Source organism: Mycobacterium sp., assembly GCF_044342925.1.
Lineage (GTDB): Bacteria > Actinomycetota > Actinomycetes > Mycobacteriales > Mycobacteriaceae > Mycobacterium.
The window spans coordinates 1-26,374 of record NZ_JBIIOV010000024.1; the positions used below are offsets into that span (position 1 = coordinate 1).

Below are 26,374 nucleotides of genomic sequence, written 5' to 3' on the forward strand. Positions count from 1 at the left end.
CGGCCTGGAGGCTCTGGCGCAGCAGGTCAAGGAAAACCTTGTACTCGTCGGAGTGGTCGTCCTCGTCGGGCGGAACCACACCGGCCTTCTCGAACTGAGCGCCGCGCAGCACCAGCATGGTGGCGTCGCCGCCGTCGTCGAGGATCATGTTGGCCGGCGCTTCAACACCATCTTTGGAAGGCCAGGTGAGCATCTGCTCGGCGGCCCACCAGTACTCCTCCAGCGACTCGCCCTTCCAGGCGAAGATCGGCACACCCTTGGGCTCCTCGGGGGTTCCGTTGGGGCCGACGACGGTCGCGGCTGCGGCGTGGTCCTGGGTGGAGAAGATGTTGCAGCTCGCCCACCGGACCTCGGCGCCGAGGGCCACCAGTGTCTCGATGAGCACCGCGGTCTGCACGGTCATATGCAGCGAACCGGAGACCCGCGCACCCTTGAGCGGCAGCACGTCGGCGTACTCACGACGCAGGGCCATCAGGCCGGGCATCTCGTGTTCGGCCAGCCGAATCTCTTTGCGGCCGAACTCGGCCAGAGACAAATCGGCAACCTTGAAATCAATCCCGTTGCGGGAGTCGGCAGTCATGGAGAGCGCAGAAGACATGGCGCATACGTTAACCGCAAAGACCCCGAATTACCTCATCGGGGGTCTACAGTTCCGTGGCGCTCGGCAAACGGGGTCAACAGCCTGGCCAGGTCGGCGGCGACGTCGTGGTCGGCTTCCGGTGGCATCGCTACGTAGCTCATGGCAAGGCGGACGATGGCGCGGGCCAGCACTCCGGCGTCCTCGGGCTCGGTATGCACCCAGCTGCCCATCAGCGCAACGGCCAGCCGCTGCGAGCAGTGCGCGAAGATTGGACCGCTGTCGGTGGTGATGATCTGCAGCAAATCGGGTTTGGCGACGCCGGTCAGCAAAGAGATGACCAGCGGGTCGGCCGCCTAAAGGCCGACCGTAGCGCGGAACAGCCGGCTCGGCACCGATGCCTCCACCCGGATCGGCCCGTCGTCGGCGGCTACCCACGCCGCCGCACCGCGGTCGATGCGTACCTCGTCGGACTTCGCCCGCGCGATCACCGCCCCCTCGGTGCACACCAGGATCTGCGGGCCCTCGTGGCGCGCCGGCGCATCGACCTCGTGGCCCAGGTTCGGCCCGTCCAGCGTCAACTCCGTGGCGGCGAACTCGACCGCCGGTGTGTCATAGACCAATTCGATGCCGTCGCGACGAGTGGGCACCCGGACCTCCGGGGCGGGGTCGAAGTCCAGCACCCGCAGGAGTTCGGGAACGTCGACGTGTTTGGGCGTCAGTCCGCCGCGAAGGACATTGTCGGAGTTGGCCATCACTTCCATGGCCACCCCGCGCAGGTAGCTGTGCAGGTTGCCGGCGGGCAGGAAGATGCCCTCGCCGGGCTTCAGGCCGATCCGGTTGAGCAGCAGCGCCGCCAGCACGCCGGCATCGCCGGGGTAGCGCTCCCCCAGCTCGAGAATCGTCCTGGCTTCGCCGCTGAATTGCTTTGCGCCCGAGCGGAGATAGCCGACGGCGCCTTCCAGAACGGCGGCGATGAGTGCTTCAAGATCGGGTTGGGGCGCGGTGATCCAGGTGGTGAACAGCGCGCGCAGTCCGTCGGCATCGGACTGGTCGGTGAGCAGGGCGATGTAGGGCTCGAGGTCGGCCACCGCCAGCGCACGCATCAGCTCCACCGACTGCGCGGCGGCCCGGAACCCGGCAAGCGCCTCGAATTCGGTGAGCGCCACCAGCAGTTCGGGCTTGTGGTTACGGTCGCGGTAGTTGCGCACCGACGAGTTCACCGGCAAGCCGCTGCGCTCTTCCCGATCGAAACCCTCCACCGCCTGCCGGGCGCTGGGATGAGCCTGCAAGGACAGCGGCTCGTCGGCGGCGAGCACCTTGACCAGGAACGGCAGCACGTCACCGAAGCGCGCGCGTACCTGATGACCCAATTCGCCCTCGGGATCGGCCGCGATCACATCCAGCAGGGACGCCTGCTCGCCGCCGGGTCCTTCCACCCGGGCCGGATCGCCCGGATGGGCACCCAGCCACAGTTCCGCTTCGGGATGAGCTGTCGGGGAGGACCGTCCGGTGAATTCCGCGATCGCGACGCGCGATCCCCACGCATAGGTCCGGATGGCTCCGCGTAACAACTGCACGGCCCTGCTATCCCCCTGCCAATCTGCGATAAACCGCGGCCATCTCCAACCGCACCGCCAACGTGGCCAGCTGTTGTTCGACATGCGCGTTGCTTGCCGGGACTGATCCTGCCTCACCGACATCCTCGGCACCGACGAGGTCGACACCATCGATACCGGCGACCCGAGCGCCGAGCGCCGGACGTTCGGTCTCCAAGGTCAGCGCCAGCACCCGCGGCCTGCTGGGCAGCGGACCGTCGATCTCCTCGTCGTGGAACAGCGCACCCACTGGATCGGCGTACCCGGCGGTCGACGACGGACGCCGCAGAGCCACGAGGGCGTCGGCCAGCCCCACGGCCGCCACAGGCTCGCCGGCGATTCGCACCAGCACCGCGCCGGCGTGCCTCGCCAGGGCCAGGCTCGCCGGGCAGTCTCCGGCAAGCACCACCCGCCGACCCATCATCCGGTCGGCCAGCGCCTTGGCCGGGTTGGTGAACACCTCGCGCGTCGCGCTGTTCCGCAACGCCTCCGCGTCGAGTTCGTCGGCCAGCGCCTCGAGGTCGGTCGTCAGTGGGGCGAGTCCCGGGTCGACCGCCGCCAGCGTCGCCAGCCCGGCGGCCAGAAAGCGGCACAGCCCGAACTCCTCGGGCACCCAGAGCCTCGGCGCCAGCACCGCGGCTCGGCCGGCGGTGGCGTCGCGCAGGGGACCTTCGAACGGTGCGGCGATCACCACCCGCGCGCCTCGGCGCACGGCCATCGCCGCCGCGGAGACTAGAACCGGATCTCCCGGATCGTCGCCGGCGACGACGAGCACATCCAGCGGCCCGATCCAGGGCAGCGCCTGGCTGGCGAGCACGATCGGCTCACCGGCCGTCGCGTCCAGCGCACCGGCGAGCATTGCCCCGGCGGACGCGGCCGGCCCGCGGCCGGCCAGCCACACCACTGTGCGGGGCCGCTGGCCGCCGGCGATCGGCTCCAGCGCACCCTCCTCAACGGCGGCGGCGGTGGCCCGAACCTGGGCACCGGCCATCGCGGCGGCGCGGAGCAAGCCGTCGCGGTCGGCCTCGACCAGCCCGTCGGTGTCGTCGAGGTCGACGCATCCGTGGGCAGCACTCATGTGCCTGCCCCACTGAGCGCCGAGATTCGCTCGGCGGCCTGTGTCACGATGGCGTCGACCTCTTCGGGGGTGCGGGCCTCGACGTTGAGCCGCAGCAGCGGCTCGGTGTTCGAGGTGCGCAGATTGAACCACGCGCCGTCACCGAGGTCCACGGTCACACCGTCCAGCCGGTCAGTCGAAACGGTCCGTGGCGCAAAGGATTCCAGCACCGCGTCGACACTGGCAGGTGCGTCGTCGACGCGGAAGTTGATCTCCCCCGAGGCGGCGTAGCGCTGATAGTCCCCCATCAGCTCAGACAGGGGCCGGTCCTGGCTGCCGAGTGCCGCCAGCACGTGCAGCGCGGCCAGCATGCCGGAGTCGGCGCCCCAGAAGTCGCGGAAGTAGTAGTGCGCGGAGTGCTCACCGCCGAAGATCGCACCGCTGTCGGCCATCAGCGCCTTGATATAGGAATGCCCGACGCGGGAGCGGATCGCGGTGCCGCCGCGTTCGGCGATCAGTTCGGGAACCACCCGCGAGGTGATCAGGTTGTGGATGACGGTCGCGCCCGGCTCCCGGCCCAACTCCCGGTCGGCCACCAGCGCGGTGACAGCCGACGGCGACACCGGCTGGCCGCGTTCGTCGACGACGAAGCAGCGGTCGGCATCGCCGTCGAAGGCCAGACCGATGTCAGCGCCGACGGTACCGACGTACTTCTGCAGGTCCATCAGGTTGGCCGGCTCCAGCGGGTTGGCCTCGTGGTTGGGGAAGGAACCGTCGAGCTCGAAATACAGCGGCAGGACGGTCAAGCCCGGAATCGCGCCCAGGACCGCCGGCGAGGTGTGCCCGGCCATCCCGTTGCCCGCGTCCACGGCCACTCGCATCGGACGCAGCGAATCGACATTGACCAGCGAGCGCAGGAACGCGCCGTAGTCGGCGAGCACGTCCTGGTCGCGCACCGCACCCCGCGGGCCGTCCCATCCGTCCCCGGCCGGTACCCCGGCGATGATCTCCTCGCGGATGACGGCCAGGCCGGTGTCCTCGCCGACCGGCTTGGCCGCGGCCCGGCACATCTTGATCCCGTTGTACGCGGCCGGGTTGTGGCTGGCGGTGAACATGGCGCCCGGGCAGTTCAGCAGCCCGGAGGCGAAGTACAACTGGTCGGTGGAGGCCAGGCCGATGCGCACCACGTCCAGGCCCTGCGAGGTGACGCCGTCGGCGAACGCGTCGGCCAGCGTCGGTGAACTCTCCCGCATGTCGTAGCCGACCACCACCGAGGAGCTGGCGTCCGCGCCCTCGGCGCGCATCAAGCGGGCGAACGCCCCGCCGACATCGCGCACCAGAGCTTCGTCGATCTCGGTGCCCACCAGTCCGCGCACGTCGTAGGCCTTGATCACGCGGCGCACGTCAGCGGCGGACCTGGGCATGGCGGGCTCCTCGCGGGCGGGGGACATATCGGCCGCCAGCCTAGCCCGACCGTCAGTCGGTGGGGTCGGGAAGAACCCTCAGATGCCCACGCCGACGACCGGTCGATCCGATCCGCGGCACTCCGGCCGGGACGCCTGCCCCCGCCGACGACGACGGCACCACCCCGACGTCGGAGAATCCATGCATGGGCGAGCCACCGGAGACCATTCCCCCGCGCCCGTCCCGGCCTTCCCGGACGGCATCGGCCAGTGCGACGAGGTCGTCCTCGTCGGGGTTGGTCGGCAATGGGGCGGCGTGGCGCACCAACTCCCAGCCGCGCGGTGCGGTGATCCGGCTGGCGTGCCCGAGGCACAAATCCCAGGAGTGCGGCTCGCGGACGATCGCCAGCGGACCCACCACGGCAGTGGAGTCGGAGTAGACGTACGTCAGCGTCGCCACCGCGTAATGGGCGCACCCGGGCCGGCTGCAGCGACGGGGAACATTCACGCCGGTGAGGCTATCGCGGCGAATCAGCGGGTGATGCCGGACACGCGCAGCCGCAAACACGCCGATGTGGAACCGTTACGATCTCCATTCCATGGCCGACAGCCGCAGTTCCCGGCGGGGCGGACGGTCGGGGGGCGCTTCCCGTCGCGGACGCGAGATGCGCGGCCCCCTGCTGCCACCGACCGTTCCCGGCTGGCGAAGTCGCGCGGAGCGTTTCGACATGGCGGTGCTCGAGGCATACGAGCCGATTGAGCGGCGTTGGCATGAGCGGCTGACCGAACTGGATGTGGCGGTGGATGAGATACCCCGCATCTCGCCGAGAGATCCCGACAGCGTCCAGTGGCCACCAGAAGTGGTCGCTGACGGGCCGATTGCCCTGGCCCGGTTGATACCGGCCGGTGTCGATGTCCGGGGTAACGCCACCCGGGCTCGAATTGTGTTGTTCCGCAAGCCGATCGAGCGGCGGGCAAAAGACTCGCTCGATCTGACCGATCTGCTGCACGAGATCCTGGTGGCGCAGATCGCGACCTATCTCGGGGTCGAACCGTCCGTTATCGACCCGACTATGGACAGCGACGACTGAACGTGGTTGGGCCGACAGCCGATCAGATGATGCCGCGCTTGAGGCGCCGGCGCTCACGCTCGGACAGGCCGCCCCAGATTCCAAAGCGCTCGTCGTTGGCCAGGGCGTACTCCAGGCACGCATCGCGTACCTCGCAGCCCAGGCAGATCCGCTTGGCCTCGCGGGTCGAGCCGCCCTTCTCGGGGAAGAACGCCTCCGGATCGGTCTGCGCGCACAGGGCTTTTTCCTGCCACTGCGGGTCGTCCGGGGTGAGCGGCATGTCCATGAGGTCCGGCACCACGCTCAAGTGGGTCCGCGGGAAAGATCCCGTCCCCATGGGTCCGGTGACTGTCTGCGGTGCGCCCAGCGCCCCGAGAAAGAACTCGTAGGACATGTCCGCCCTCCTTACCTGGTTTTCGTGGTGCGACGGTCTCTACTGTTCGAACATGTGGTCGAATCACGGTCTGCGACACCGAAACCGGCAGGTCGACCGGGAAATGACACTGCTGTGATTAGACAGGTCCGAGGTGCCCGGGTCAAGCCGTTCGGCCGATTTCATTACCACTTTCGTTACCTGTTACGGCGTGTCGACACCGCGGCGTGTCTAGCGAGTTACGTCACTGTGACCGCGTGCATGCGCCTGCGCGGCGACCGCATAGTGTCCAACATTGTGAAAGTGACCGTTCTCGTCGGCGGCATCGGCGGCGCCCGATTCCTGCTGGGCGTGCAACGACTTCTGGGCCTCGGCCAGTCCGCCGGCCAGTCCGCCGGCCAGTCCGCCGGCCAGTCCGCCGGCCAGGTGCCCGGCGACCACGAGTTGACGGCCGTGGTCAACGTCGGGGACGACGCGTGGATGTACGGCGTCCGCATCTGCCCGGATCTGGACACCTGCATGTACACGCTCGGCGGCGGAATCGATCCAGAGCGCGGCTGGGGACACCGCGATGAAACCTGGCACGCAAAAGAGGAACTCGCCGCCTACGGCGTGCAACCGGACTGGTTCGGGCTCGGCGACCGCGATCTGGCCACCCACCTGGTGCGTAGTCAGATGCTGCGGGCGGGATATCCGCTCGGGCAGGTCACCGAAGCCCTGTGCCACAGGTGGTCCCCCGGCGCGGTGCTGCTGCCTGCCAGCGACGACCGCTGCGAAACCCACGTCGTGGTGACCGATCCGGACACCGGCGATCAGAAGGCCATCCACTTCCAGGAGTGGTGGGTGCGTTACCGGGCGAAAATCCCTACGCACAGTTTCGCTTTCGTCGGCGCCGATACCGCCGGCGCGGGCCCGGGCGTCGTCGAGGCGATCACCAGTGCCGACGTGGTGCTGCTCGCCCCGTCGAACCCCGTGGTCAGCGTCGGCGCCATCCTCGCCGTGGGCGGCATCCGCGGCGCGCTGCGCTCCACTCCTGCGCCGGTGGTCGGCTATTCGCCGATCGTCAGCGGAAAACCGTTGCGGGGCATGGCCGACGAGTGCCTGTCGGTGATCGGGGTTCAGAGCAGCTCGCAGGGTGTCGGTCGACACTACGGCGCGCGTTCGGGCACCGGCCTGCTCGATTACTGGCTGGTCCACGACACCGACGAGGCCGACGTGCCGGGGGTGACGGTGAAATCCATTCCGCTGCTGATGTCGGACCCCGATGCCACTGCCGCGATGGTCCGGGCAGGACTGGATCTCGCCGGGGTGTCCTGGTGAGTGCCGAGCAGGGACCCATCGAACGGCCGATTGAGCACGGCACCGCCGCGCCGGTCGAAATCCTTCCTGTCCCAGGTCTTCCCGAGTTCCGGCCGGGTGACGACCTCGCCGCCGCCATCGCCGCGGCGGCGCCGTGGCTGCTCGACGGCGACATCGTCGTCGTCACCAGCAAGGTGGTGTCCAAGTGCGAGGGACGCATCGTCACCGCACCTGAGGACGCCGACGAGCGCGATGCGTTGCGGCGCAGGCTGATCCACCAGGAGGCAGTCAGGGTGCTGGCCCGCAAAGGCCGCACCCTGATCACCGAGAACCGCCACGGGCTTGTCCAGGCCGCCGCCGGTGTGGATGGATCGAACGTCAGCACAACCGAATTGGCGCTGCTGCCCGACGATCCGGACGCCAGCGCCGCAGCGCTGCGCACAGCACTGCGGCAGCGCACCGGCGCCGAGGTCGCGGTGGTCGTCACCGACACGATGGGCCGGGCCTGGCGCAACGGCCAGATCGACGCCGCCATCGGATCGTCCGGCCTTCCGGTGCTGCACGGCTACGCCGGAGCCCGCGACAGCCACGGCAACGAATTGCTGGTCACCGAGGTCGCCGTCGCCGACGAGATCGCCGCGGCGGCGGATCTGGTCAAGGGCAAGCTCACCGGGGTTGCGGTGGCGGTCGTGCGCGGACTGCGGAACCTGACCGAGCGTGACGACGGCTCATGCGCGGCCGCCCTGTTGCGCGGCGGACCTGATGACCTGTTCTGGCTCGGCACCGCCGAAGCCATCGACCTGGGCCGCAGTCAGGCGCAGTTGCTGCGCCGCTCGGTGCGCCGCTTCGCCGACCGGGCCGTCGAGGAGCAGCTGATCGAGGCAGCCGTCGCCGAGGCCCTCACCGCACCGGCTCCGCACCACACCCGGCCGGCCCGCTTCGTGTGGTTGGCCGACCGGGACCGCCGCGTCGAACTGCTGGACCGGATGAAGGATGCCTGGCGGGCGGACCTGACCGGCGACGGCAAGCCGGCCGATGCCGTCGAACGCCGGGTGGCGCGCGGTCAGATCCTCTACGACGCGCCCGAGGTGCTGATCCCGTTCATGGTGCCCGACGGCGCTCACCACTACCCCGATGCCGTCCGCACCCGAGCCGAGCACACCATGTTCACCGTCGCCGTCGGCGCGGCGGTGCAGGCCCTGCTGGTGGCGCTGGCCACCCGCGGCGTCGGCAGCTGCTGGATCGGCTCGACGATCTTCGCCGCCGATGTGGTCCGCGACGTCCTGGACCTGCCCGCGGAGTGGGAACCGTTGGGCGCCGTCGCCGTCGGCTATCCCGCCGAGGAGCTCGGGCCCCGCGGTCCGGCCGCGCTGGATGACCTGCTGGTGCGAACGTGAACGACCCGGTCTGGGAGTCGGCGGTCCGCATGCTGACCACCTGGACGCCACCCGACTCCAGCCAGGACGCGCTGCGCGAGGCGGTGCTGGCGTTTCTGCACGCCCGCCCCGACGGCTGCCGGCGATCGTGTGTCCCGGGTCATGTCACGGCGTCCACGCTGGTGGTCGACCACAGCGGCACCCGCGCGCTGCTCACCCTGCATCCCCGTATCGGTCGCTGGGTGCAGTTGGGCGGGCACTGCGAGGACGGCGACGCCGACATCGTGGCCGCGGCGCTGCGCGAAGCCACCGAGGAATCCGGCATCGCCGGTCTGCGGATGGAGCCGACCCTGGCGGCTATCCACGTCCATCCGGTCACCTGCTCGCTGGGTGTGCCGACCCGGCATCTGGACCTGCAGTTCCTCGCGCACGCCCCGGCTCAGGCCAACGCGGTGATCAGCAATGAGTCGCTGGATCTGCGGTGGTGGCCGATGGATGCGCTGCCCGGCGATCCCGACGATGGGCTGGCGCGGCTGGTCGCGGCCGTCGCCGACCGCCGCTAGATATCGCTGGAGTAGCGGATTCCACAGTCCGGGATGAGCACGCCCGGCCAGACCCGCGCGCCGCGCAGCAGTTCGCAGCGGGCGCCGATGTCTGCGCCATCGCCGATCACCCCGTCGCGGATCAACGCTCGGGGGCCGATCCGGCAGCCGGCGCCGATGATCGACCGCTCCACTACCGCACCGGGTTCGATGCGGGCGCCGTCGAAGATCACCGCGCCGTCGAGCCGCACACCGGCGCCGATCTCCGCGCCGCGACCCACCACGGTCCCGCCGTACAGCAGCGCGCCGGGCGCCACCGAAGCCCCGTCGTGCACCAGGCTCTCCCCGCGATGACCACCCAGCGCTGGCGAGGGGGCGATCCCGCGGACCAGGTCGGCCGAGCCGCGGACGAAGTCCTCCGGGGTGCCCATGTCGCGCCAGTAGGACATGTCGACGTAGCCGCACACCTTGGCGCCGCCGGCGAGCAGGCTTGGGAACACCTCGCGCTCCACCGACACCTCCCGGCCGCGCGGGATGAGGTCGATGACACTGCGTTTGAAGATGTAGGTGCCGGCGTTGATCTGATCGGTCGGCGGGTCCTCGGTCTTCTCCAGGAAGGCCAGCACGTTGCCGTCGGCGTCGGTGGGCACCGAGCCGAACGCGCGCGGGTCGCTGACCCGCACCAGATGCAGGCTGACGTCGGCATCGCGCTCGGCGTGGGCGTTCAGCATGGCGCCGAGATCGGCGCCGGAGAGCACGTCGCCGTTGAGCACCATCACGGTGTCGTTGCGCAGCTTGGGGATCACGTTGGCGATGCCGCCGCCGGTGCCCAGCGGCGTCTCCTCGACGACGTAGTCGATCTGCAGTCCCAGTTCGGAACCGTCGCCGAACGCGGCTTCGAAGGTCTCGGCCTGGTACGAGGTGCCCAGCACGACGTGCTCGATGCCGGCGGCGGCGATCCGCGACAGCAGGTGGGTGAGGAACGGCAGGCCCGCGGTGGGCAGCATCGGTTTGGGCGCCGACAGTGTCAGCGGCCGCAGCCGGGTGCCCTTGCCGCCGACCAGCACGACGGCGTCGACGTCCTTCGGATTCACGGTCATGACCCTCTTTCCAATTCACGACGGGATTTGCGCACCGCCGCGTTCGCTCGGACCCCCAGCGCGGCTTTCATCGTCCACCGCAACGGCGCCTGCCACCACTCAGCGTGTCGGTCCGACAGGTAGATATAGGTGCTGTCGTGGTGGGCGCGCAGGTTGCGCGACGGGTTGCGGCCGGTCGAGTGGCCCTTGTCGTGCAGGATCTCCGAGCCCGGCACGTAGACGTTCAGCCAGCCCGCCCGGGTGAGCCGGTCGCCGAGGTCGACGTCCTCCATGTACATGAAATAGCGCTCGTCGAAGCCGCCGATCGCGTCGAACGCTTTCCGGCGCACCAGAAGACACGCCCCGGACAGCCAGCCGACCGGCCGCTCGCTGGGCTCGACGGTCTCCTGACGGTAGGACTTGGTCCAGGGGTTGGTCTTCCAGACGAATCCGACCACGGCGTGCATGCCGCCGCGAACCAAGCTGGGCAGGTGCCGGGCCGACGGATAGATCGAGCCGTCGGGGTCGCGGATCAACGGCCCCAGGGTGCCGGCCTGCGGCCAGCGGCCGGCGGCCTCCAGCAGGGCGTCGATGCTGCCCGGGCCCCACACCACATCGGGGTTGGCCACGAGAACGAGCTCCTGGTCGGCCGGAACGGTGGCGACGGCACGGTTGACCGCGCTGCCGTAGCCGAGATTGCCGCCGGTCCGCAGCAGTCTGGTCCCCGGATAGCGTTCCACCGCTTCCTCAGGGGCACCGTCCACCGAACCGTTGTCGGCCATGATCACCTGCAGCGGCATGTCGGTGGCCACGGTAAGCGAGGACAGGAAGCGATCGAGGTGGGTGCCCGACGAGTACGTCACCGTCACCACGGTCAGGGCCGGCTCGTCGCTCACGGCGTCGAGGCTATCGGTCCGGGTCCGACCGGAACCGCAAGCGCCACCGCGAGGGCGTGGTGCCACGGCCGAAGCAGCGTCAGCCCGGCCCTGACGGAGCCGGCCATGGACAACGCCGAGTACACCGGCCGACGTGCCGGGCGGGGCACCGCCTCGGTGTCCACCGGACGCACCCGTTCGGGGTCGGCGCCCAGCAGCGCGAACACCGCCCGGGCCTGCTCGAATCGGCTCACCGGGCCGTCGTTGGCCACGTGCAGGGTGGGCGCGGTGACGCCACCTGCGGCCACTTCGAGCAGCGCCGCCACCAGGTCTTCGACGTAGGTGGGCGAACCGATCTGGTCGGCCACCACATCAACGGTCCGGTCGGTGGCGGCCAGCCGGCGCATCACGGCGACGAAGTCACTGCCGTCGGCGCCGGTGAACACCCAGGAGGTGCGGACCACCTGGGCGCTGGGCAGCGCCGCGTGCACCGCCACTTCACCGGCGAGTTTGCTGCGCCCGTACACGCTCAGCGGCGCGCAGGCGTCGGTGATGTCATAGGGCCGGGGCGGGTCGCCCTCACGACGGCCACCGAAGACGTAGTCGGTGGAGATGTGGATCAGCCGCGCCCCGCTGGCGGCGCACGCCGATGCCAGATTGCCGGGGCCGACGGCATTGATGGCGTGGGCGGCGGCCGGATCGGTTTCGGCGGCATCGACATTGGTCAAGGCGGCGCAATTGACCACCAGGTCGTCGTGGCAGACTTCGCGCCGGACCGCCTCGGCGTCGGTGATATCCAGATCAGCGTGGGTGAGCCCGGCCACCTCATATCCGCGGGCGGCCGAACGCACTGCCAGACATCGACCGACCTGGCCCGCCGCGCCGGTGATCACGATCCGCACGGCCTTGAGTCTGGCACGCCGGTTCGGGCTACCGCCGATGCGCCCGCTTCACCAGTAGCCTGATCGGGTGTCAGATGAGACGGAAGTGACGCCAGTGACGGGCGGGCGGCCGGTCGTGCGCACCCTGATGGCCGTACTGGCCGTGATGATCCTGCTCGGGACCGGTGCGGCCTGGGGTTCGGTGCGCAACTTCGAGAGCGGCATCTTCCACTTCACCACCGCTCTGCTCGGCCCCCGCGACGGCAACGACGACGGCGCCACCGACATCCTGCTGGTGGGCATGGACAGCCGCACCGACGCTCATGGCAACCCGCTGTCCGCGCAGGAACTGGCCGACCTGCACGCCGGCGACGAGGCCGCGACCAACACCGACACCATCATCTTGGTGCGCATTCCTTACAACGGGCGCTCGGCCACCGCCATCTCCATCCCCCGCGACTCCTACGTCGACGCCCCGGACCTGGACAAGACCAAGATCAACGGCGTCTACGGTCAGGTCAAGCTCGACCGGATGAAGGAGCTCGTCGAGAACCAGGGCATGGACCCCGCCCAAGCCGAGCCGCAGTCCGTCGAAGCCGGCCGCAACGCCCTGATCCAGACCGTCGGCGACCTGACCGGTGTGACGGTCGACCACTACGCCGAGATCGGGCTGCTGGGCTTCTCTCTGATCACCGATGCCCTCGGCGGCGTCGAGGTGTGCCTGAAAGAACCTGTGCGCGAGCCGCTTTCCGGCGCCGACTTCCCAGCCGGCTGGCAGCGGCTGGACGGACCGCAGGCGCTGAGTTTCGTCCGCCAGCGCCACGACCTGCCGCGCGGGGACCTCGACCGGGTGGTGCGTCAGCAGGTGGTCATGGCTTCCCTTGCCCACCAGGTGATTTCGAGCAAGACGTTGAAGAGTCCGGCCACCCTCAACCGGCTGGAGGACGCCATCCAGCGCTCGGTGGTGATCTCGTCGGGTTGGGACGTGATGGACTTCCTCAACCAGTTGCAGCGGCTGGCCGGCGGCAACGTGGCCTTCGCCACCATCCCGGTGATCGCCGAGGACGGCTGGAGCGACGACGGCACCCAGTCGGTGGTGACCGTCGACCCGGATGCGGTGCATCGGTGGGTCGAAAGCCTGCTGCAGGATCAGGACGAGGGCAAGACCGCGAAGGTGGCCTACACCCGCGACCAGACCACGGTGGACGTGGCCAATGACAGCTCGGTCAACGGCCTGGCCGGTGCGGTGTCCGACCGGCTGACCGCGGTGGCGTTCAAGCCCGGGGCGATCGGCAACAACGACAAAGCAAAAGTCGATCGCAGCCAGGTTCAGGCCGCCGCCGCCGACGATCTCGGCGCGCAGGCAGTCGCGCAGGAACTCGGCGGGCTGCCGATCGTGGCCGATCCGTCGATTCCGGCCGGCACCGTGCGCGTGGTGCTGGCCGAGGATTACCAGGGCCCCGGCTCGGGTCTGGACGGAACGTTGCCCACCGCGGCGACGATCCACGACGCGGCAGCCCAGGCGGCACCGTCGGAAGCCGCACCGCCGTCGCCGGTGATCACCGCGGGGTCCGACGACCCCAAGTGTGTGAATTGACGCAGTGTGTGAATTGACGCAGTGTGTGAATTGACGCTCACCGACGCCCTGCTCGGGCCGCTGCTGGCCGCCGACGGCATGGGGCCGCGAATCACCTACTACGACGACGCGACCGGTGAGCGGATCGAACTGTCCACCGTGACGCTGGCGAACTGGGCGGCCAAGACCGGCAATCTGCTGCGCGACGAGCTCGGAGCCGGCGCCGGCAGCCGGGTGGCGGTGTTGCTGCCTGCGCACTGGCAGAGCGCGGCGGTGCTGCTCGGGGTGTGGTGGATCGGCGCGGAGGCGGTGCTGAGCCCAGTGCTGAACTCAGGAGGAGCCGGTGGCGCCGATCTGGCGTTGTGCACCGTCGACCGGCTGGACGATGCCGACGCGGCCGCGGGCGGCGGAGAGGTCGCGGTGCTCTCGCTGGATGCGTTCGGCAAGCCGGTCCCCGACCTGCCGATCGGAGTCACCGACTACGCCACCACCGTGCGGGTGCACGGCGACCAGGTGACGCCGGAGCGGTCCCCCGGCCCTGCGCTGGAAGGTCGTTCGGTCGACGACGTACTCGCCGAAGCCCGGCGCAGCGCCGAGCGGCAGGGGCTCAACGCCGGCGACCGGGTGATGTCGACGCGTACCTGGTCGACGCCGGGCGACCTCATCGACAATCTGCTGGCTGTCTTCGCCGCCGGCGCGTCGCTGGTACAGGTGGCCCATCCCGATCCCGGGATGGCCGACCGGCGGCGGGTGACCGAGAAGGTCACCCGCACAATGGATTAGGCAGCCGGAGCAGCAGTCGCTGCGGGGGCGGCAGGCGCTGGCGGCACCGCCGGAACCGCGGGGGCAGCCGGGGCAACCGGAGCCACAGGGGCGACGGGAGCCGCCGAGGCAGTGGCCGGCTCCGGCACCGCAACCGGAGCCGGGGCCGGGGCGGCCGGATTCCAGATCGCCGGATCCACGGCCGGGAAGGTCGGGCACTTGGCCGCGATCTCATTGGCCTGCGGTTCGTCGACGGTGAACAGCCCGACGAACTCGGGGAAGCGTCCCGCGAGCTGGTTGGCCTCGCCCTGCCGCTGGGACGGCGGGGTCTGCAGCAGCAGGTTCATGTGGTAGATGATCCCGCCCTGGATCCAGCGAGGCTGGCTGTTGAACCTGCCTACCAGGTTTCCGTAGGCCACCGGGTCGGAAGCGCGGGTGGCGGCCATGATCTGGTCCAGCGAGCAGGTGGTGTTGAGCATGCCCGGCGCCAGCGGGGCCTCGGCCGAGGCGCTGGCGGGGAATCCCAGTGCGCCCGCGGTCAGCGCGCCGGCGATGAGGGTGGTGCTGAGAGTTCGCAGGATGGTCACAGCGACAGAAACTAACCCAACTGGAAGTCAGGTCCGAAATCCACAGCCCTTAAGCTGCAGCAATGCCAGTCGTCTCTCCGTTGCGGCTGACCCTGATCTTCAGCGACTATCCCATCCACGCCACCCCTGGAGGCTGATCATGGACCGACCGGCACTCGACGTCACCGGCGTCCGCCGCGACCTGGTGGGTCCGAACCGCCCGCTACGAAGCCTTGAGTTGGTGGAGTCAACCGGATCGACCAACGCCGACCTGCTGACGCGGCATGCCGCGGGCGAGGACATCAGCGGCGTCGTTCTGGTCGCCGAACATCAAAGCGCCGGACGCGGCCGGCACGGCCGCAACTGGTCCACCCCGGCACGTTCCCAGATCGCATTCTCGATCGGGATCGACGCCGGCGGCCTGCAGCCCGCCGCCTGGGGGTGGCTGCCGCTGCTGACCGGTGTGGCGGTGGTCGACGCGGTACGCGCGACCACCGGAGTTGAGCCAGGATTGAAGTGGCCGAACGATATTCAGGTGGGCGAGGGCAAGCTCGGCGGGATCCTCGCCGAGATGGCCGCACCGGTGATCGTCGTGGGCGTGGGTCTCAACGTGACCCTGACCGCCCCGGAAATCGAGGAGGCGGCACCGAACTCTCACGCCACCTCACTGCTGATGCTGGGGTCGACGATGCTGGACCGCAGCGCACTGCTGGGCAGCATCCTGGCCGAACTCACCGCGCGCATCGACCGGTGGAAGGTCGGCTCAGGCGGGGCTGGCGGCCCCGACCCATCGCTGATCGCCGACTACCGCAGCCACAGCCTCACCCTGGGCAGCCGGGTGCGGGCGCTGCTACCGGGCGACCGCGAAATCATCGGGGTGGCAACCGATATCAGCGAACTGGGCCAGTTACACATCGACACCGGCAACGAAACCGTCGCGGTGTCCGCAGGCGATATCACTCACCTGCGGCCCGCGTCGGACTAGGCGGAGCGTCAGTCCCATTGCATAAGAACGAGTTCAGAGCAGAAGCCGGGACCCATGGCCATCATCACCCCGGGTCCCGCAGCCGGCTGCCTGGCGATGGTGTCACGCAGAACGTGCAGCACCGACGACGACGACAAGTTGCCGACCTCAGCCAGTGAGCGCCAAGTCAACTCCAGAGCGTCGTCGGCCAGGCCGAGGCTCTCGACGATAGCCTCGATCACCTTCGGGCCGCCCGGATGACTCACCCAGGTGGAGATATCTTCGATGGTCAGACTGTGGTCGCCGAGGAATCCGGTGACATCGCCGGGCAGGTAGCGGTGAACGACCTCCGGCACGTCGGGCGACAGCACCAGTTGTAGACCTCGTGAGCCGACGTCCCAGCCCATGGTGCGCAACGAATCCGGATAGAGGTGGCTGCGGGAGTCGACGACGACCGGACCCTGGGCGCCGATCTTCTCAGCCCGCCGTTGACCCACTGCGACCACTGCCCCGGCCCCGTCGCCGAACAGGGCCGTGCCGACCAGACCGACGATCGTCGGCGGGATCGCGGGGAAGGTCAGCGAGCACAGTTCCACCGACAGGAGGAGCGCGACGCCGTCGGGCGCACCGCGCAGGTAGTCGTGAAGACGGGCCACTCCGGCCGCGCCAGCCACGCAACCCAGACCGAACAACGGCACTCGGCGGACATCGGTACGCATGCCAACTCGGTCGGCTACGCGGGCTTCCAGTGACGGCACCATGATCCCGGTGACCGTGGTGGACACGATCAAATCCACGTCGGTGGGGGCGAGTCCGGCCTCCCCCAGAGCGGCCGTGACAGCGGCGCAGCCGAGATCCACCGCATTCTCGATGAACAAGCTATTGGATTCCCCGAAATCGGCGACTCCGCCAAGTGCGTCCGGTGGCAGCACCAGATTGCGGTGGTTCACCCTGGCGGCCCTGAAGATCTTTCGGGTGACATCCTCGAAGTCCGCGAACTCCGGACGGCTTAGACACCAGTCGAGGATCTCGTCCTGGCTGTAGCGGTGGGTCGGCAGTGCGCCTTGCACACCAACGATCCGACTTGTACCCGAGATCGGCCTTGGCGACGTGTCTTTCATCGCTGCCTAGTATCAGGGATGACTGCATACGGAATAAGAAGTTTCTCCGAAGTCGCGCGCAGCGCGCGGTCCGGTAAAAGTCACCCCGGCCGGACCAGGCCGGGACGGTATCGTCAGCACGTCACCGAAGGGGTTTGTCGTGCTGCATCGGATCGCAATGCTGGCAATCGCCGCACCCCGCAAAGTTCTTGTCCTGTCGGCGCTGCTGACTCTGGCGCTAGCCATTCTCGGGATACCAGTCGCGCAAAGCCTGTCCCCCAGCGGGTTCCAGGATCCGACATCGGAGTCGTCGAGGGCCTCCGAACTCCTGACCGGGAAGTTCGGCCAGGGGGACGTGCAGATGTTGGTAACGGTTTCGACTCCGGGCGGTGTCGACAGCGCGTCCGCTCGATCCATCGGCACCAAACTCGTCAACACGCTGAAAAGCTCACCGCACGTGGTGCACGTGACATCGCCGTGGACAGCGCCCCCGATCACTGCTGCCGAGTTGATCAGCAAAGACCGCAAAGTCGGGCTGATCGTGGCGGGTATCCGGGGAAGCGAAGGTGATCGTCAGACCTATGCCAGGGAGTTGTCCACCCAGTTGACCGATGGCCAAGACGGCGTGGAAGTCCGGACGGGTGGCCTGGCGATGCTCGAAGTGCAGATAACCCAACAGTCCCAACGGGACCTGCTGGTGATGGAGTCGATCGCGATTCCGCTCAGTTTCCTTGTCCTGGTATGGGTTTTCGGCGGGCTGTGGGCAGCAGCCCTTCCCGTTGCCGTCGGAGTCGCGGCGATCGCCGGCGCCCTCGCGGTGCTGCGGGTCACTTCGTTAATCACCGACGTATCGATCTTCGCCCTCAACCTGACCGCCGCTCTTGGACTGGCGCTTGCCATCGACTACACGCTGCTCATGATCAGCCGATTTCGCGACGAGGTCGGTGACGGCGTTGATCGCGACACCGCCCTGTTTCGCATGATGGTTACGGCGGGCCACACCGTGGTGTTCTCGGCGACGACGGTCGCGCTGTCGATGGCGGTGATGGTGCTGTTCCCGATGCACTTCCTGAGATCGTTCGCCTACGCCGGTGTCGCAACCGTCGGGTTCGCGGCGCTGGTGGCCCTGGTCGTAACCCCCACCGCACTGGTCCTGCTCGGCGACCGACTCGAGTCGCTGGACGTCCGGCAACTTGCCCATCGCGTACTCGGCAGGCCGGGGCCCACTGCGGGACCCGTCCATCAGATGTTCTGGTACCGCTGGACAAAAGCGGTGCTCCGCCATGCCGTGCCGCTCGGACTGGCCGGTGTGACTCTGCTGGTTGCTATCGGCCTGCCTTTTCTCGGGGTGAAATGGGGATACCCCGACGACCGGACCCTCCCGAAGTCACTGTCCGCGCGGCAGGTCGGCGACGCGCTGCGCACCAACTTCGCCAACAACTCCGAGGCGGCGGTACCCATCGTGGTACCCGACGCCGGCGGTGTGACCCGTGGCGACCTTGAGCGGTACGCAGCCGAACTATCCCGCGTACCAGACGTCTCGTCGGTGTCCGTCCCTTCCGGGTCATTCGTTGCCGGCTCGTTGGCCGGACCTCCGGCGGCTCCGGCCGGGCAGCAAGAGGGCAGCGTCTTTCTGACAGTCAGCAGCACCGCACCGCTCTTCACCGAGCGGTCCGAGGCTCAACTCAACCGGTTACACGCGGTACCCGCGCCGGCGCCGGTGGAGTTCGGCGGCATCGCCCAGATCAACCGCGACAGTGTCAAGGCCATCACGTCGCAACTGCCGATTGTGCTGGGCCTGATCGCCGTCATCATGCTGGTCCTGTTGTTCCTGCTGACCGGCAGCGTGGTGATCCCGCTGAAAGCGTTGGTGCTCAACGTTCTTTCCCTCAGCGCGGCCTTCGGCGCAATGGTGTGGATCTTTCAGGACGGTCACCTCGGTGGCCTCGGAACGACCGTCAGCGGGACGTTGATCGCCAACATTCCGGTGCTGCTGTTCTGCATCGCCTTCGGCTTGTCCATGGACTACGAGGTGTTCCTGGTCTCCCGCATCCGTGAGTTCTGGCTGGCATCCGGATCCGGATCCGGGAGCGCAGTTCGCCCTGATCCGGCCCGGCTCCGGGCGGACAACGACGAGAGCGTGGCGTTGGGCATCGCCCACACCGGCCGCGTCGTAACGGCCGCGGCGTTGATCATGTCGATCTCATTCGCGGCGCTGATCGCTGCCAACGTGGCGTTCATGCGGATGTTCGGGCTGGGCCTGACGCTGGCCGTGCTCGTCGACGCCACGCTGGTCCGGATGGTTCTGGTGCCCGCCTTCATGCACGTCGCCGGCGGCTGGAACTGGTGGGCCCCGGCGTGGCTGAGGCGACTGCACCCTGTGAAGGAGCGCGAGGACCCCGCAACAGTCGAACGCCCATCCATGGCTGGAGGTGCCGCGCTGTGAACCGGCGTCCAAGGAAGTCCACGATGGCGGGAGCCCTGATCAGGGCCGCGCACATTGAACCGACCATCGCGGTGACGACACTGGCCTCGTTGCTCGCAGTGGCCGGTGGTCTCGGCGCGCCGCGGCTGCTTCTGGTGGCGGCGGCGGTGTTCGCCGGGCAGTTGGTGATCGGCTGGTCCAACGACTTGCTCGATGCCGGCCGCGATGCCGCCGTCGGCCGCGGCGACAAGCCACTGGCAACCGGAGAGGTGTCGACGAGAGCGGTATCGGCCGGACTGGGTATCGCTGCCATCGCTGCGGTCGGATTGTCGGCCGGACTGGGATGGCAGAGCGCGCTGACACATCTGGTGCTCATGGTCGGCTCGGGAATCGCCTACAACCTCAGACTCAAAGCCACGCCGTGGTCATGGCTGCCCTACGTCGTGGCTTTCGGCTCACTGCCGGCGGTGGTGAGCCTGGCCGCAGCCCCGCCCGAAGCGCCAAAGGTCTGGATCGTCGCAGCAAGTGCGGCGTTGGGTGCCGCGGCCCACTTCCTCAACACCTTGCCTGACCTCGCCGACGACGCCGCTACAGGTATCCGGGGGTTGCCGCAACGGATCGGCGGCCCGCGCTCCCAACGCGTTGCCTCCGCCCTGCTCATGGCGGCGACGGTTGTCATCGTTCTGGGACCGCCAGGTCCGGCGCCGGCGACGAGTTGGGTCGCACTGCTGCTCGCAGCGGCACTGGCTGTCGGAGCGTTGACCGGGCATGGTCAGACGCCATTTCGGTGTGGACTAGCCATCGCGGTCCTCAACGTGCTGATGCTGGTGCTCACGGCCCACGCCTGAACAACGGCATCTTTATAGGCCGCTAAATCGGCCGGTCCGAGGTCAGCGCAGCAGCGCGCGCGACATCACCACGCGCTGAATCTGATTGGTGCCCTCGTAGATCTGGGTGATCTTGGCGTCGCGCATCATCCGCTCCACCGGGAAGTCCACCGTGTAGCCGGCGCCGCCGAACAACTGGACGGCGTCGGTGGTCACCTCCATGGCGATGTCGGAAGCGAAGCACTTCGAGGCCGCGGAGATGAAGCCCAGGTCCGGCTCACCACGCTCGGCGCGGGCGGCGGCCGAGTAGACCATCAGCCGGGCCGCCTCCACCTTCATCGCCATGTCGGCGAGCATGAACTGAATGCCCTGGTTGTCAGCCACCGGACGGCCGAACTGCTTGCGATCTTTGGTGTAGGCGATCGCCGCGTCGAGCGCGCCCTGCGCGATGCCGACGGCCTGCGCACCGATGGTCGGCCGGGTGTGGTCGAGAGTGGCCAGCGCCGTCTTGAAGCCGGTGCCGGGCTCACCGATGATCCGGTCACCGGGGATGCGGCAGTTCTCGAAGTACAACTCGGTGGTCGGCGAGCCCTTGATGCCGAGCTTGCGCTCCTTGGGCCCGATGGTGAAGCCCTCGTCGTCCTCGTGGACCATGAACGCCGAAATGCCGTTGGCGCCCTTGTCGGGGTCACTCACCGCCATCACGGTGTACCAGGCCGACTTGCCGCCGTTGGTGATCCAGCACTTCGAGCCGTTGAGGATCCAGTCGTCGCCGTCAGCTTTGGCGCGGGTCCGCATGGAGGCCGCGTCGCTGCCCGCCTCCCGCTCGGACAGCGCGTAGGACGCCATCTTGCCGTCGGCGATGTCGGGCAGTACCTGCTTCTTGATCGCATCGGATCCGCGCAGGATCAGGCCCATGGTGCCCAGCTTGTTGACCGCGGGGATCAGCGACGCCGAGGCGTCGACACGGGCGACCTCCTCGATGACGATGCACGCCGCGACCGAGTCGGCACCCTGGCCGCCGTACTCCTCGGGCACGTGGACGGCATTGAAGCCCGACGCGTTCAGCGCATCGAGGGCCTCCTGCGGAAAGCGTGCCTCTTCGTCGACCGCCGCCGCGTAGGGCGCGATCTCCTTCTCGGCGAGCGCGCGGATCGCCGCACGCAGTTCCTCGTGCTCCTCGGGCAACCGGAACACATCGAACGACGGATCACCAGCCATGTCAGCCTCCTAGTTACTTGTGGAAAACTTTACCGCTTCAATCACTCACCGAGTAAACGCTCACGAAGCGCCCGGTCCTTGGCCAGCACTTCTGTTTCCAGGTTGTCCTGAAAGTTTGCCATTTTGGCGCGCAGTACCGCATCAGCCGAGCCCAGAATACGCACCGCGAGCAGCCCCGCATTGCGAGCTCCCCCGATCGACACCGTGGCAACCGGCACGCCGGCCGGCATCTGCACGATCGACAGCAGCGAGTCCATACCGTCCAGTTTGGCCAACGGCACCGGGACACCGATCACCGGAAGGGGGGTCGCCGAGGCCACCATTCCGGGCAGATGTGCCGCCCCGCCGGCGCCGGCGATGATCACCTCGATGCCACGGCCCGCCGCGTCGCGGGCGTACTGCAGCATCCGATCCGGTGTGCGGTGCGCCGACACCACCCCGACCTCGAAGGGAACGTCGAACTCGGCGAGCGCCTCGGCGGCCGCCTGCATCACCGGCCAGTCGCTGTCGCTGCCCATGATCACGCCCACCCGCGGCCGTAGATGGGCCTCATTCATCCCGCTCAATGTCCGTCCCATCCGTCGCTTGTCACCCGCTGTCACCGGTGCGCCACTGCGCATGAGACAACCAGTGTGCCGCCCGCTCAGCGCGCTCCCGCACCGACTCGACGTCGTCGCCGAGCACGTTGACGTGGCCGATCTTGCGGCCGGGCCGCTCGGCTTTGCCGTAGAGGTGCACGTGCGCGTCGGGAATCCGGCCGAACAGATGATGAAGCCGCTCGTCCATTCCCATCGCCGGGGGGGTTGGCGCACCCAGGACGTTGGCCATCACCGTCACCGGAGCGAGCGGGCGGGTGTCGCCCAGCGGGTAGTCCAGCACCGCGCGCAGATGCTGTTCGAACTGGCTGGTGACCGCGCCGTTCATGGTCCAATGCCCGGAGTTGTGCGGGCGCATCGCCAGTTCGTTGACCACCAACTCGCCGTCGGTGGTCTCGAAAAGCTCGACGGCCAGCACCCCCACCACGCCCAGTTCGTCGGCGATCCGCAGGCCAAGCTGCTCGGCTTGCGCAGCCAGCTCGTCGGGCAGTCCCGGGGCCGGCGCCAGCACCGTGACGCAAATGCCTTCGCGCTGAACGGTTTCCACCACAGGCCACGCCGCTCCCTGGCCGAACGGCGAGCGGGCCACCAGCACCGCCAGTTCGCGGCGCATCGGCACCCGCTCCTCCAGCAGCACCGGCACCCCGTCGGCCAGGTAACCGGCCACCGCCTCCCGGGCGGTGGCCAGGTCATCGGCGAGCACCACACCGCGGCCGTCGTAACCGCCGCGCACCGTCTTGATCACGGGCACACCACCCACCAGAGCGGCGAAGGCGTCGACGTCGGCGACGGTGTCCACCGGGGCGAACCTCGGTACCGGCGCACCCAGGTCGGACAGCCGGCGGCGCATCGCCAGCTTGTCCTGGGCGAACACCAGCGCTTCCGGGCCGGGGTACACCGTTACCCCGTCGGCCACCAGGGTGTGCAGCAGGTCGGTCGGCACGTGCTCGTGATCGAAGGTCAGCACACTGGCGCCGACGGCGGCCCGGCGCAGCGCGTCCAGGTCGGTGTGCGAGCCGATCACCACGTCCGGACTCACCTGGGCGGCAGGGTCATCGGGACTTACCGCGAGCACCCGCAGGGTCTGGCCCAGCGGGATCGCCGCCTGGTGGGTCATCCGGGCGAGCTGTCCGCCACCCACCATCGCCACCACAGGTTCGTTCGCCACAGGAAATATGGTGGCACGACGGTTCTCACGCGTCGTTATCGGCGGTGACCTGCGGCGCTACGGTGCCTGAGTCGATTTCCGTAGAATTTGCCTTTATGTCCTTCGCTGACGCCACGATCGCCCGGCTGCCGGGTCCGATCCGGCCCTTCGCCGAGCGGCACCACGAGCTGATCAAGTTCGCCATCGTCGGCGCCACGACGTTCGTCATCGACTCGTCGATCTTCTTCGCCCTCAAGCTGACGATTCTGGAGCCCAAGCCGGTCACCGCCAAGGTGATCGCCGGCATCATCGCGGTGATCGCGTCCTACATCCTCAACCGCGAGTGGAGTTTCCGCGACCGCGGCGGCCGTGAGCGCCACCACGAGGCACTGCTGTTCTTCGGTGTCAGCGGCGTCGGCGTGGTGCTGAGCATGGCCCCGCTGTGGTTCTCCAGCTACGTGCTGGATCTGCGCGTGCCCAACGTCTCGCTCACCGTCGAGAACCTCGCCGACTTCGTCTCGGCCTACATCATCGGCAATCTGCTGCAGATGGGGTTCCGATTCTGGGCCTTCCGCCGCTGGGTGTTCCCCGACGAATTCGGCCGCAACCCCGACACGGCCCTGGAATCCACCCTGACCGCCGGCGGGATCGTGGAGGCCCTCGAAGACGAGCTGGAGGCCCGCGAGTCACAGCGCCGAGTCGTGGCTCCGCTAGGGAAACCGGGAAGTCCTCCTGCCGCTTAGTGTTCCGGGTCGCGGGTGTCGTCGAACACCTCGTGGTAGAGCAGCGAGTGCACGTACTCCACCCGCGGGATGTCGCAGAACTCGATGGGATCTTGCGACGCCGATTCGATAATCAGGGTTCCGGTGCGGACCATCCGGTCGAGCAGGCTGTGCCGGAACTCCACGCTGCTGATACGCGCCAGCGGTATGTCGATCCCGGCCCGTGTCAGCAGTCCGTGCCGGAACATCACCCGCCGGTCGGTGATGACGAAATGCGTTGTCTTCCAGGCTAAGAACGGACGCAGCGTCAGCCAGACCACCAGCACGAGCCAGATCGCCCCGATCAAGGCCGACACCACTTGCCGAGTGCGGGGATCCCATTCGGTGCGACTGATCGCCGCGGCAGAGAAGGACGCCACGGCCGTGCAGATCAACAGCGCGATCACCGGCCCGACGAGCCGCTTCCAGTGCGGATGCCGATGCAGGACGACCTGCTCATCTTCGACCAAAACGCTGTTCGGATAGCCCATGATGTCTCTAGTAAGCCACCTGCATCGCAATTTGCAAGGAACGCCATGAGCGAAAAACCGGTCTACGACGCTTTCAAGCGTTTCCTTGCCGATCCGGGCACGCCGTTCTGCACCCCGGGGCACAAATACAACCCCGAACTGATCGACGAATTCTTGGCGTTAGACGTCCCGCATTACCTCGGCGTGGAGAACCGTCGGGTGTCCACTCGCCGCCTGGCCACCGCCGAGCGGCTGGCAGGTGAACTGTGGGGCGCGGACTGGTGCGGCTTCTCGGTGCAGGGTTCCTCACACGGCAACGAGGCGATCTGCCTGTCTCTGGGCAAGCCGGGCGACAAGGTGATCGTCGCGCGCACCATCCACAAGTCGCTGTTCTTCGGCCTGGTGCTCGCTGGACTCGTCCCGGTCTGGATTCGCCCCGACATCGACGCGCAGACCGGCCTCACCGCCGGGATGCCGGTGGGCCGGGTCGCCGAGGCGCTCAACGAGCATCCCGACGCCAAAGCCGTGATGCTGGTGGAGCCCAGCTATGTCGGTGGTGTGTCCGATGTGGCCGCCCATGCGAAACTGGCCCACGCTCATGGCATCCCGCTGGCGGTAGATGCCGCATGGGGCGCTCACCTGGGCTTCCACCGGGACCTGCCGCCGCATGCCATCCAGGCCGGTGCCGACATCATGGTGACCAGCATCCACAAGATGGTGACCGGCTTCACCCAGTCGTCGATGGTGCTGGCCCAGGGTGAGCGCATCGACCTGGAACGGCTGGAGGCCGCGTTCGAGGGCCTGCACACCACCAGCCCCTCGGGCGGGATCTTCGCCAGCATCGACCTGACCCGCGACATCCTGCAGGAACGCGGCGAAGAACTGCTCGGCCGGGCCGTCGAACTGGCCGAGAGCGCACGGGAACGCTTCCGCGCGGTGCCGGGCCTCGGCGTCGTGGGGCAGGAAATCGCACAGCGATCGCCCGCTTTATTGATGCACGACCCGACCAAAATCGTGCTCACCCTCACCGGCACCGGAGCCGACGGACAGGTCGTCGCCGACGAACTGGAGCAGCGCGGGCTGCAACTGGAGTACTCCGACCGTGACACCTTCGCTCCCCTCATCACCATGGGCGACACCCCGGAGACGGTGGACTTGCTGGTCACCGAGATCATCCGCGGCGTCGGGCAGCACCGCGGAGCGCCGCGCGCGATGGTCCCGATCACGGCATGGACCTTGGAACCGGACACCGCGATGACCCCGCGCGACGCCTTCTTCGCCGACCACGAGCGGGTGCCGGCCGCCGACGCGGTCGGCCGGATCGCCGCGGAGACCGCGGTGCCCTACCCACCCGGCGTGCCGGCCCTGGCCCCAGGCGAGCGGATCCACGCCACCACCCTGGCCGCGCTGCAGGCCGAGGCGAAAAGCGGCACCCGGATCGCCTACTGCGGCGACCCGCTGCTGGAAACCGTGCTGGTGGTCAAAGAGTAGAAGTCACAGAGTCGAAGTCCCGGCCTCATCACCGTTACGCAGCCGGGGGCTACCATCGTCACCCATGACGACGACCGACTCCGGTATCCAAGCGGATATTCATACGACGGCCGGCAAGCTGGCCGATCTGCGCAAGCGCGCCGAGGAGACGCTGCACCCGGTCGGTGAATCCGCTGTCGAGAAGACCCACGCCAAGGGCAAACTCACCGCGCGCGAGCGCATCCTGGCGCTGCTCGACGACGATTCCTTCGTCGAACTCGACGCGCTGGCCCGGCACCGCTCCACCAACTTCAACCTGCAGCAGAACCGCCCGGTCGGCGACGGCGTGGTTACCGGCT

At 68.4% G+C, this 26,374-nt stretch carries 27 protein-coding genes and 1 pseudogene; 12 read left to right on the forward strand and 16 right to left on the reverse strand.

Features of this window, described 5'->3' with window-relative positions:
• From ADBZ6I_RS04445 to ADBZ6I_RS04470, 6 genes and pseudogenes are all read right to left on the reverse strand, one after another.
• Positions 1-598 (reverse strand): adenosylhomocysteinase (locus tag ADBZ6I_RS04445; protein WP_526381274.1); only part of this gene is annotated, 598 nt, incomplete at its 3' end.
• A 35-nt stretch (positions 599-633) separates the two neighbouring features.
• Positions 634-933, reverse strand: a pseudogene (gene alkX / locus ADBZ6I_RS04450) (TetR family transcriptional regulator AlkX); the annotation flags it as partial.
• Positions 934-2,157 (reverse strand): mannose-6-phosphate isomerase, class I, encoded by a 1,224-nt coding sequence (gene manA, locus ADBZ6I_RS04455; protein WP_526381276.1) that lies wholly within the window; start codon positions 2,155-2,157, stop codon positions 934-936.
• Between the two features lie 7 nt (positions 2,158-2,164).
• On the reverse strand, positions 2,165-3,253 hold the full coding sequence (locus ADBZ6I_RS04460; RefSeq protein ID WP_526381277.1) for a TobH protein: 1,089 nt from the start codon (positions 3,251-3,253) through the stop codon (positions 2,165-2,167).
• Positions 3,250-4,656 (reverse strand): phosphomannomutase/phosphoglucomutase, encoded by a 1,407-nt coding sequence (locus tag ADBZ6I_RS04465; protein WP_526381279.1) that lies wholly within the window; start codon positions 4,654-4,656, stop codon positions 3,250-3,252. Before ADBZ6I_RS04465 ends, ADBZ6I_RS04460 begins: the two co-directional genes overlap by 4 nt.
• A 52-nt stretch (positions 4,657-4,708) precedes the next feature.
• Positions 4,709-5,143 carry a DUF3499 family protein gene (locus ADBZ6I_RS04470; protein ID WP_526381281.1) on the reverse strand — a complete coding sequence of 145 codons (435 nt, stop codon included), beginning with the start codon at positions 5,141-5,143 and terminating at the stop codon, positions 4,709-4,711.
• A 157-nt stretch (positions 5,144-5,300) separates the two neighbouring features.
• On the opposite strand from ADBZ6I_RS04470, the gene ADBZ6I_RS04475 reads away from it, so the two are divergent.
• Positions 5,301-5,726, forward strand: coding sequence for a metallopeptidase family protein (locus tag ADBZ6I_RS04475; RefSeq protein WP_526381313.1), 426 nt, complete (start codon positions 5,301-5,303; stop codon positions 5,724-5,726).
• A 22-nt stretch (positions 5,727-5,748) separates the two neighbouring features.
• Here ADBZ6I_RS04475 and ADBZ6I_RS04480 read toward each other — a convergent pair whose 3' ends face one another.
• Positions 5,749-5,991, reverse strand: coding sequence for a WhiB family transcriptional regulator (locus ADBZ6I_RS04480; RefSeq protein WP_526381315.1), 243 nt, complete (start codon positions 5,989-5,991; stop codon positions 5,749-5,751).
• Positions 5,992-6,375: 384 nt separating this feature from the next.
• On the opposite strand from ADBZ6I_RS04480, the gene cofD reads away from it, so the two are divergent.
• The 3 genes from cofD to ADBZ6I_RS04495 are packed head-to-tail and all read left to right on the forward strand — an operon-like array spanning position 6,376 to position 9,316.
• A complete protein-coding gene (gene cofD, locus ADBZ6I_RS04485) occupies positions 6,376-7,398 on the forward strand; it encodes a 2-phospho-L-lactate transferase (RefSeq protein WP_526381283.1) in 1,023 nt (340 codons plus the stop codon).
• A 29-nt stretch (positions 7,399-7,427) separates the two neighbouring features.
• A complete protein-coding gene (locus ADBZ6I_RS04490) occupies positions 7,428-8,774 on the forward strand; it encodes a coenzyme F420-0:L-glutamate ligase (protein ID WP_526381317.1) in 1,347 nt (448 codons plus the stop codon).
• A 29-nt stretch (positions 8,775-8,803) separates the two neighbouring features.
• On the forward strand, positions 8,804-9,316 hold the full coding sequence (locus ADBZ6I_RS04495) for an NUDIX hydrolase (RefSeq protein ID WP_526381319.1): 513 nt from the start codon (positions 8,804-8,806) through the stop codon (positions 9,314-9,316).
• On the opposite strand, the gene manB is transcribed toward ADBZ6I_RS04495, so the two are convergent.
• The 3 genes from manB to rfbD are packed head-to-tail and all read right to left on the reverse strand — an operon-like array spanning position 9,313 to position 12,142.
• Positions 9,313-10,395 carry a mannose-1-phosphate guanylyltransferase ManB gene (gene manB, locus ADBZ6I_RS04500; RefSeq protein WP_526381285.1) on the reverse strand — a complete coding sequence of 361 codons (1,083 nt, stop codon included), beginning with the start codon at positions 10,393-10,395 and terminating at the stop codon, positions 9,313-9,315. The genes ADBZ6I_RS04495 and manB overlap by 4 nt on opposite strands.
• Entirely contained in the window at positions 10,392-11,270 is an 879-nt protein-coding gene (locus ADBZ6I_RS04505) for a glycosyltransferase family 2 protein (RefSeq protein ID WP_526381287.1), read from the reverse strand. The genes manB and ADBZ6I_RS04505 overlap by 4 nt, the downstream gene beginning before the upstream one ends.
• Positions 11,267-12,142, reverse strand: a complete 876-nt coding sequence (gene rfbD / locus ADBZ6I_RS04510; protein WP_526381321.1) for a dTDP-4-dehydrorhamnose reductase — start codon at positions 12,140-12,142, stop codon at positions 11,267-11,269. The genes ADBZ6I_RS04505 and rfbD overlap by 4 nt, the downstream gene beginning before the upstream one ends.
• Before the next feature lie 136 nt (positions 12,143-12,278).
• Here rfbD and ADBZ6I_RS04515 point away from each other — a divergent pair, with 136 nt between their 5' ends.
• Positions 12,279-13,727, forward strand: coding sequence for an LCP family protein (locus ADBZ6I_RS04515; RefSeq protein ID WP_526381323.1), 1,449 nt, complete (start codon positions 12,279-12,281; stop codon positions 13,725-13,727).
• 21 nt (positions 13,728-13,748) lie between these two features.
• The gene (locus ADBZ6I_RS04520; RefSeq protein ID WP_526381289.1) at positions 13,749-14,489 is read left to right on the forward strand and encodes a TIGR03089 family protein; all 741 of its coding nucleotides are present in this window, start codon (positions 13,749-13,751) and stop codon (positions 14,487-14,489) included.
• On the opposite strand, the gene ADBZ6I_RS04525 is transcribed toward ADBZ6I_RS04520, so the two are convergent.
• Entirely contained in the window at positions 14,486-15,055 is a 570-nt protein-coding gene (locus ADBZ6I_RS04525; RefSeq protein WP_526381291.1) for a DUF5078 domain-containing protein, read from the reverse strand. The genes ADBZ6I_RS04520 and ADBZ6I_RS04525 overlap by 4 nt on opposite strands.
• 139 nt (positions 15,056-15,194) lie before the next feature.
• Between ADBZ6I_RS04525 and ADBZ6I_RS04530 the strand changes: the two genes are divergently transcribed.
• Complete coding sequence (locus ADBZ6I_RS04530; RefSeq protein ID WP_526381293.1) at positions 15,195-16,019, forward strand: biotin--[acetyl-CoA-carboxylase] ligase; 825 nt, start codon at positions 15,195-15,197, stop codon at positions 16,017-16,019.
• 8 nt (positions 16,020-16,027) lie between these two features.
• On the opposite strand, the gene ADBZ6I_RS04535 is transcribed toward ADBZ6I_RS04530, so the two are convergent.
• The gene (locus ADBZ6I_RS04535; RefSeq protein ID WP_526381295.1) at positions 16,028-17,119 is read right to left on the reverse strand and encodes a type III polyketide synthase; all 1,092 of its coding nucleotides are present in this window, start codon (positions 17,117-17,119) and stop codon (positions 16,028-16,030) included.
• 139 nt (positions 17,120-17,258) lie between these two features.
• Here ADBZ6I_RS04535 and ADBZ6I_RS04540 point away from each other — a divergent pair, with 139 nt between their 5' ends.
• A complete protein-coding gene (locus tag ADBZ6I_RS04540) occupies positions 17,259-19,544 on the forward strand; it encodes an MMPL family transporter (RefSeq protein ID WP_526381297.1) in 2,286 nt (761 codons plus the stop codon).
• A 23-nt stretch (positions 19,545-19,567) separates the two neighbouring features.
• Positions 19,568-20,371 (forward strand): UbiA family prenyltransferase, encoded by an 804-nt coding sequence (locus tag ADBZ6I_RS04545; RefSeq protein WP_526381299.1) that lies wholly within the window; start codon positions 19,568-19,570, stop codon positions 20,369-20,371.
• Positions 20,372-20,413: 42 nt separating this feature from the next.
• Here ADBZ6I_RS04545 and ADBZ6I_RS04550 read toward each other — a convergent pair whose 3' ends face one another.
• Genes ADBZ6I_RS04550 through ADBZ6I_RS04560 form a run of 3 tightly spaced genes read right to left on the reverse strand, consistent with a single transcriptional unit; the run spans position 20,414 to position 23,311 of the window.
• Positions 20,414-21,571 carry an acyl-CoA dehydrogenase gene (locus tag ADBZ6I_RS04550; protein ID WP_526381301.1) on the reverse strand — a complete coding sequence of 386 codons (1,158 nt, stop codon included), beginning with the start codon at positions 21,569-21,571 and terminating at the stop codon, positions 20,414-20,416.
• Between the two features lie 41 nt (positions 21,572-21,612).
• Positions 21,613-22,128, reverse strand: coding sequence for a 5-(carboxyamino)imidazole ribonucleotide mutase (gene purE, locus ADBZ6I_RS04555; protein WP_526381303.1), 516 nt, complete (start codon positions 22,126-22,128; stop codon positions 21,613-21,615).
• A gap of 31 nt (positions 22,129-22,159) precedes the next feature.
• Positions 22,160-23,311 (reverse strand): 5-(carboxyamino)imidazole ribonucleotide synthase, encoded by a 1,152-nt coding sequence (locus ADBZ6I_RS04560; RefSeq protein WP_526381325.1) that lies wholly within the window; start codon positions 23,309-23,311, stop codon positions 22,160-22,162.
• Between the two features lie 119 nt (positions 23,312-23,430).
• Between ADBZ6I_RS04560 and ADBZ6I_RS04565 the strand changes: the two genes are divergently transcribed.
• On the forward strand, positions 23,431-24,057 hold the full coding sequence (locus ADBZ6I_RS04565; protein ID WP_526381305.1) for a GtrA family protein: 627 nt from the start codon (positions 23,431-23,433) through the stop codon (positions 24,055-24,057).
• Here ADBZ6I_RS04565 and ADBZ6I_RS04570 read toward each other — a convergent pair.
• Entirely contained in the window at positions 24,054-24,566 is a 513-nt protein-coding gene (locus ADBZ6I_RS04570) for a PH domain-containing protein (RefSeq protein ID WP_526381307.1), read from the reverse strand. The two genes, ADBZ6I_RS04565 and ADBZ6I_RS04570, sit on opposite strands and share 4 nt — an antisense overlap.
• 45 nt (positions 24,567-24,611) lie before the next feature.
• Between ADBZ6I_RS04570 and ADBZ6I_RS04575 the strand changes: the two genes are divergently transcribed.
• Both ADBZ6I_RS04575 and ADBZ6I_RS04580 read left to right on the forward strand, forming a co-directional pair.
• A complete protein-coding gene (locus tag ADBZ6I_RS04575) occupies positions 24,612-26,036 on the forward strand; it encodes an aminotransferase class I/II-fold pyridoxal phosphate-dependent enzyme (protein WP_526381309.1) in 1,425 nt (474 codons plus the stop codon).
• Between the two features lie 64 nt (positions 26,037-26,100).
• Positions 26,101-26,374 (forward strand): carboxyl transferase domain-containing protein (locus ADBZ6I_RS04580; protein WP_526381311.1); only part of this gene is annotated, 274 nt, incomplete at its 3' end.

Excerpts from the sequence above, each read along its gene's own strand:
- ADBZ6I_RS04460 (WP_526381277.1), bottom strand. The coding sequence starts at position 3,253 with ATGAGTGCTGCCCACGGATGCGTCGACCTCGACGACACCGACGGGCTG.
- ADBZ6I_RS04465 (WP_526381279.1), bottom strand. The coding sequence starts at position 4,656 with ATGCCCAGGTCCGCCGCTGACGTGCGCCGCGTGATCAAGGCCTACGAC.
- ADBZ6I_RS04475 (WP_526381313.1), top strand. The coding sequence starts at position 5,301 with ATGCGCGGCCCCCTGCTGCCACCGACCGTTCCCGGCTGGCGAAGTCGC.
- ADBZ6I_RS04480 (WP_526381315.1), bottom strand. The coding sequence starts at position 5,991 with ATGGACATGCCGCTCACCCCGGACGACCCGCAGTGGCAGGAAAAAGCC.
- ADBZ6I_RS04495 (WP_526381319.1), top strand. The coding sequence starts at position 8,804 with ATGCTGACCACCTGGACGCCACCCGACTCCAGCCAGGACGCGCTGCGC.
- manB (WP_526381285.1), bottom strand. The coding sequence starts at position 10,395 with ATGACCGTGAATCCGAAGGACGTCGACGCCGTCGTGCTGGTCGGCGGC.
- ADBZ6I_RS04515 (WP_526381323.1), top strand. The coding sequence starts at position 12,279 with ATGGCCGTACTGGCCGTGATGATCCTGCTCGGGACCGGTGCGGCCTGG.
- ADBZ6I_RS04530 (WP_526381293.1), top strand. The coding sequence starts at position 15,195 with ATGGACCGACCGGCACTCGACGTCACCGGCGTCCGCCGCGACCTGGTG.
- ADBZ6I_RS04535 (WP_526381295.1), bottom strand. The coding sequence starts at position 17,119 with ATGAAAGACACGTCGCCAAGGCCGATCTCGGGTACAAGTCGGATCGTT.
- ADBZ6I_RS04545 (WP_526381299.1), top strand. The coding sequence starts at position 19,568 with ATGGCGGGAGCCCTGATCAGGGCCGCGCACATTGAACCGACCATCGCG.
- ADBZ6I_RS04550 (WP_526381301.1), bottom strand. The coding sequence starts at position 21,571 with ATGGCTGGTGATCCGTCGTTCGATGTGTTCCGGTTGCCCGAGGAGCAC.
- purE (WP_526381303.1), bottom strand. The coding sequence starts at position 22,128 with ATGAATGAGGCCCATCTACGGCCGCGGGTGGGCGTGATCATGGGCAGC.
- ADBZ6I_RS04560 (WP_526381325.1), bottom strand. The coding sequence starts at position 23,311 with ATGGTGGGTGGCGGACAGCTCGCCCGGATGACCCACCAGGCGGCGATC.
- ADBZ6I_RS04565 (WP_526381305.1), top strand. The coding sequence starts at position 23,431 with ATGTCCTTCGCTGACGCCACGATCGCCCGGCTGCCGGGTCCGATCCGG.
- ADBZ6I_RS04570 (WP_526381307.1), bottom strand. The coding sequence starts at position 24,566 with ATGGGCTATCCGAACAGCGTTTTGGTCGAAGATGAGCAGGTCGTCCTG.
- ADBZ6I_RS04575 (WP_526381309.1), top strand. The coding sequence starts at position 24,612 with ATGAGCGAAAAACCGGTCTACGACGCTTTCAAGCGTTTCCTTGCCGAT.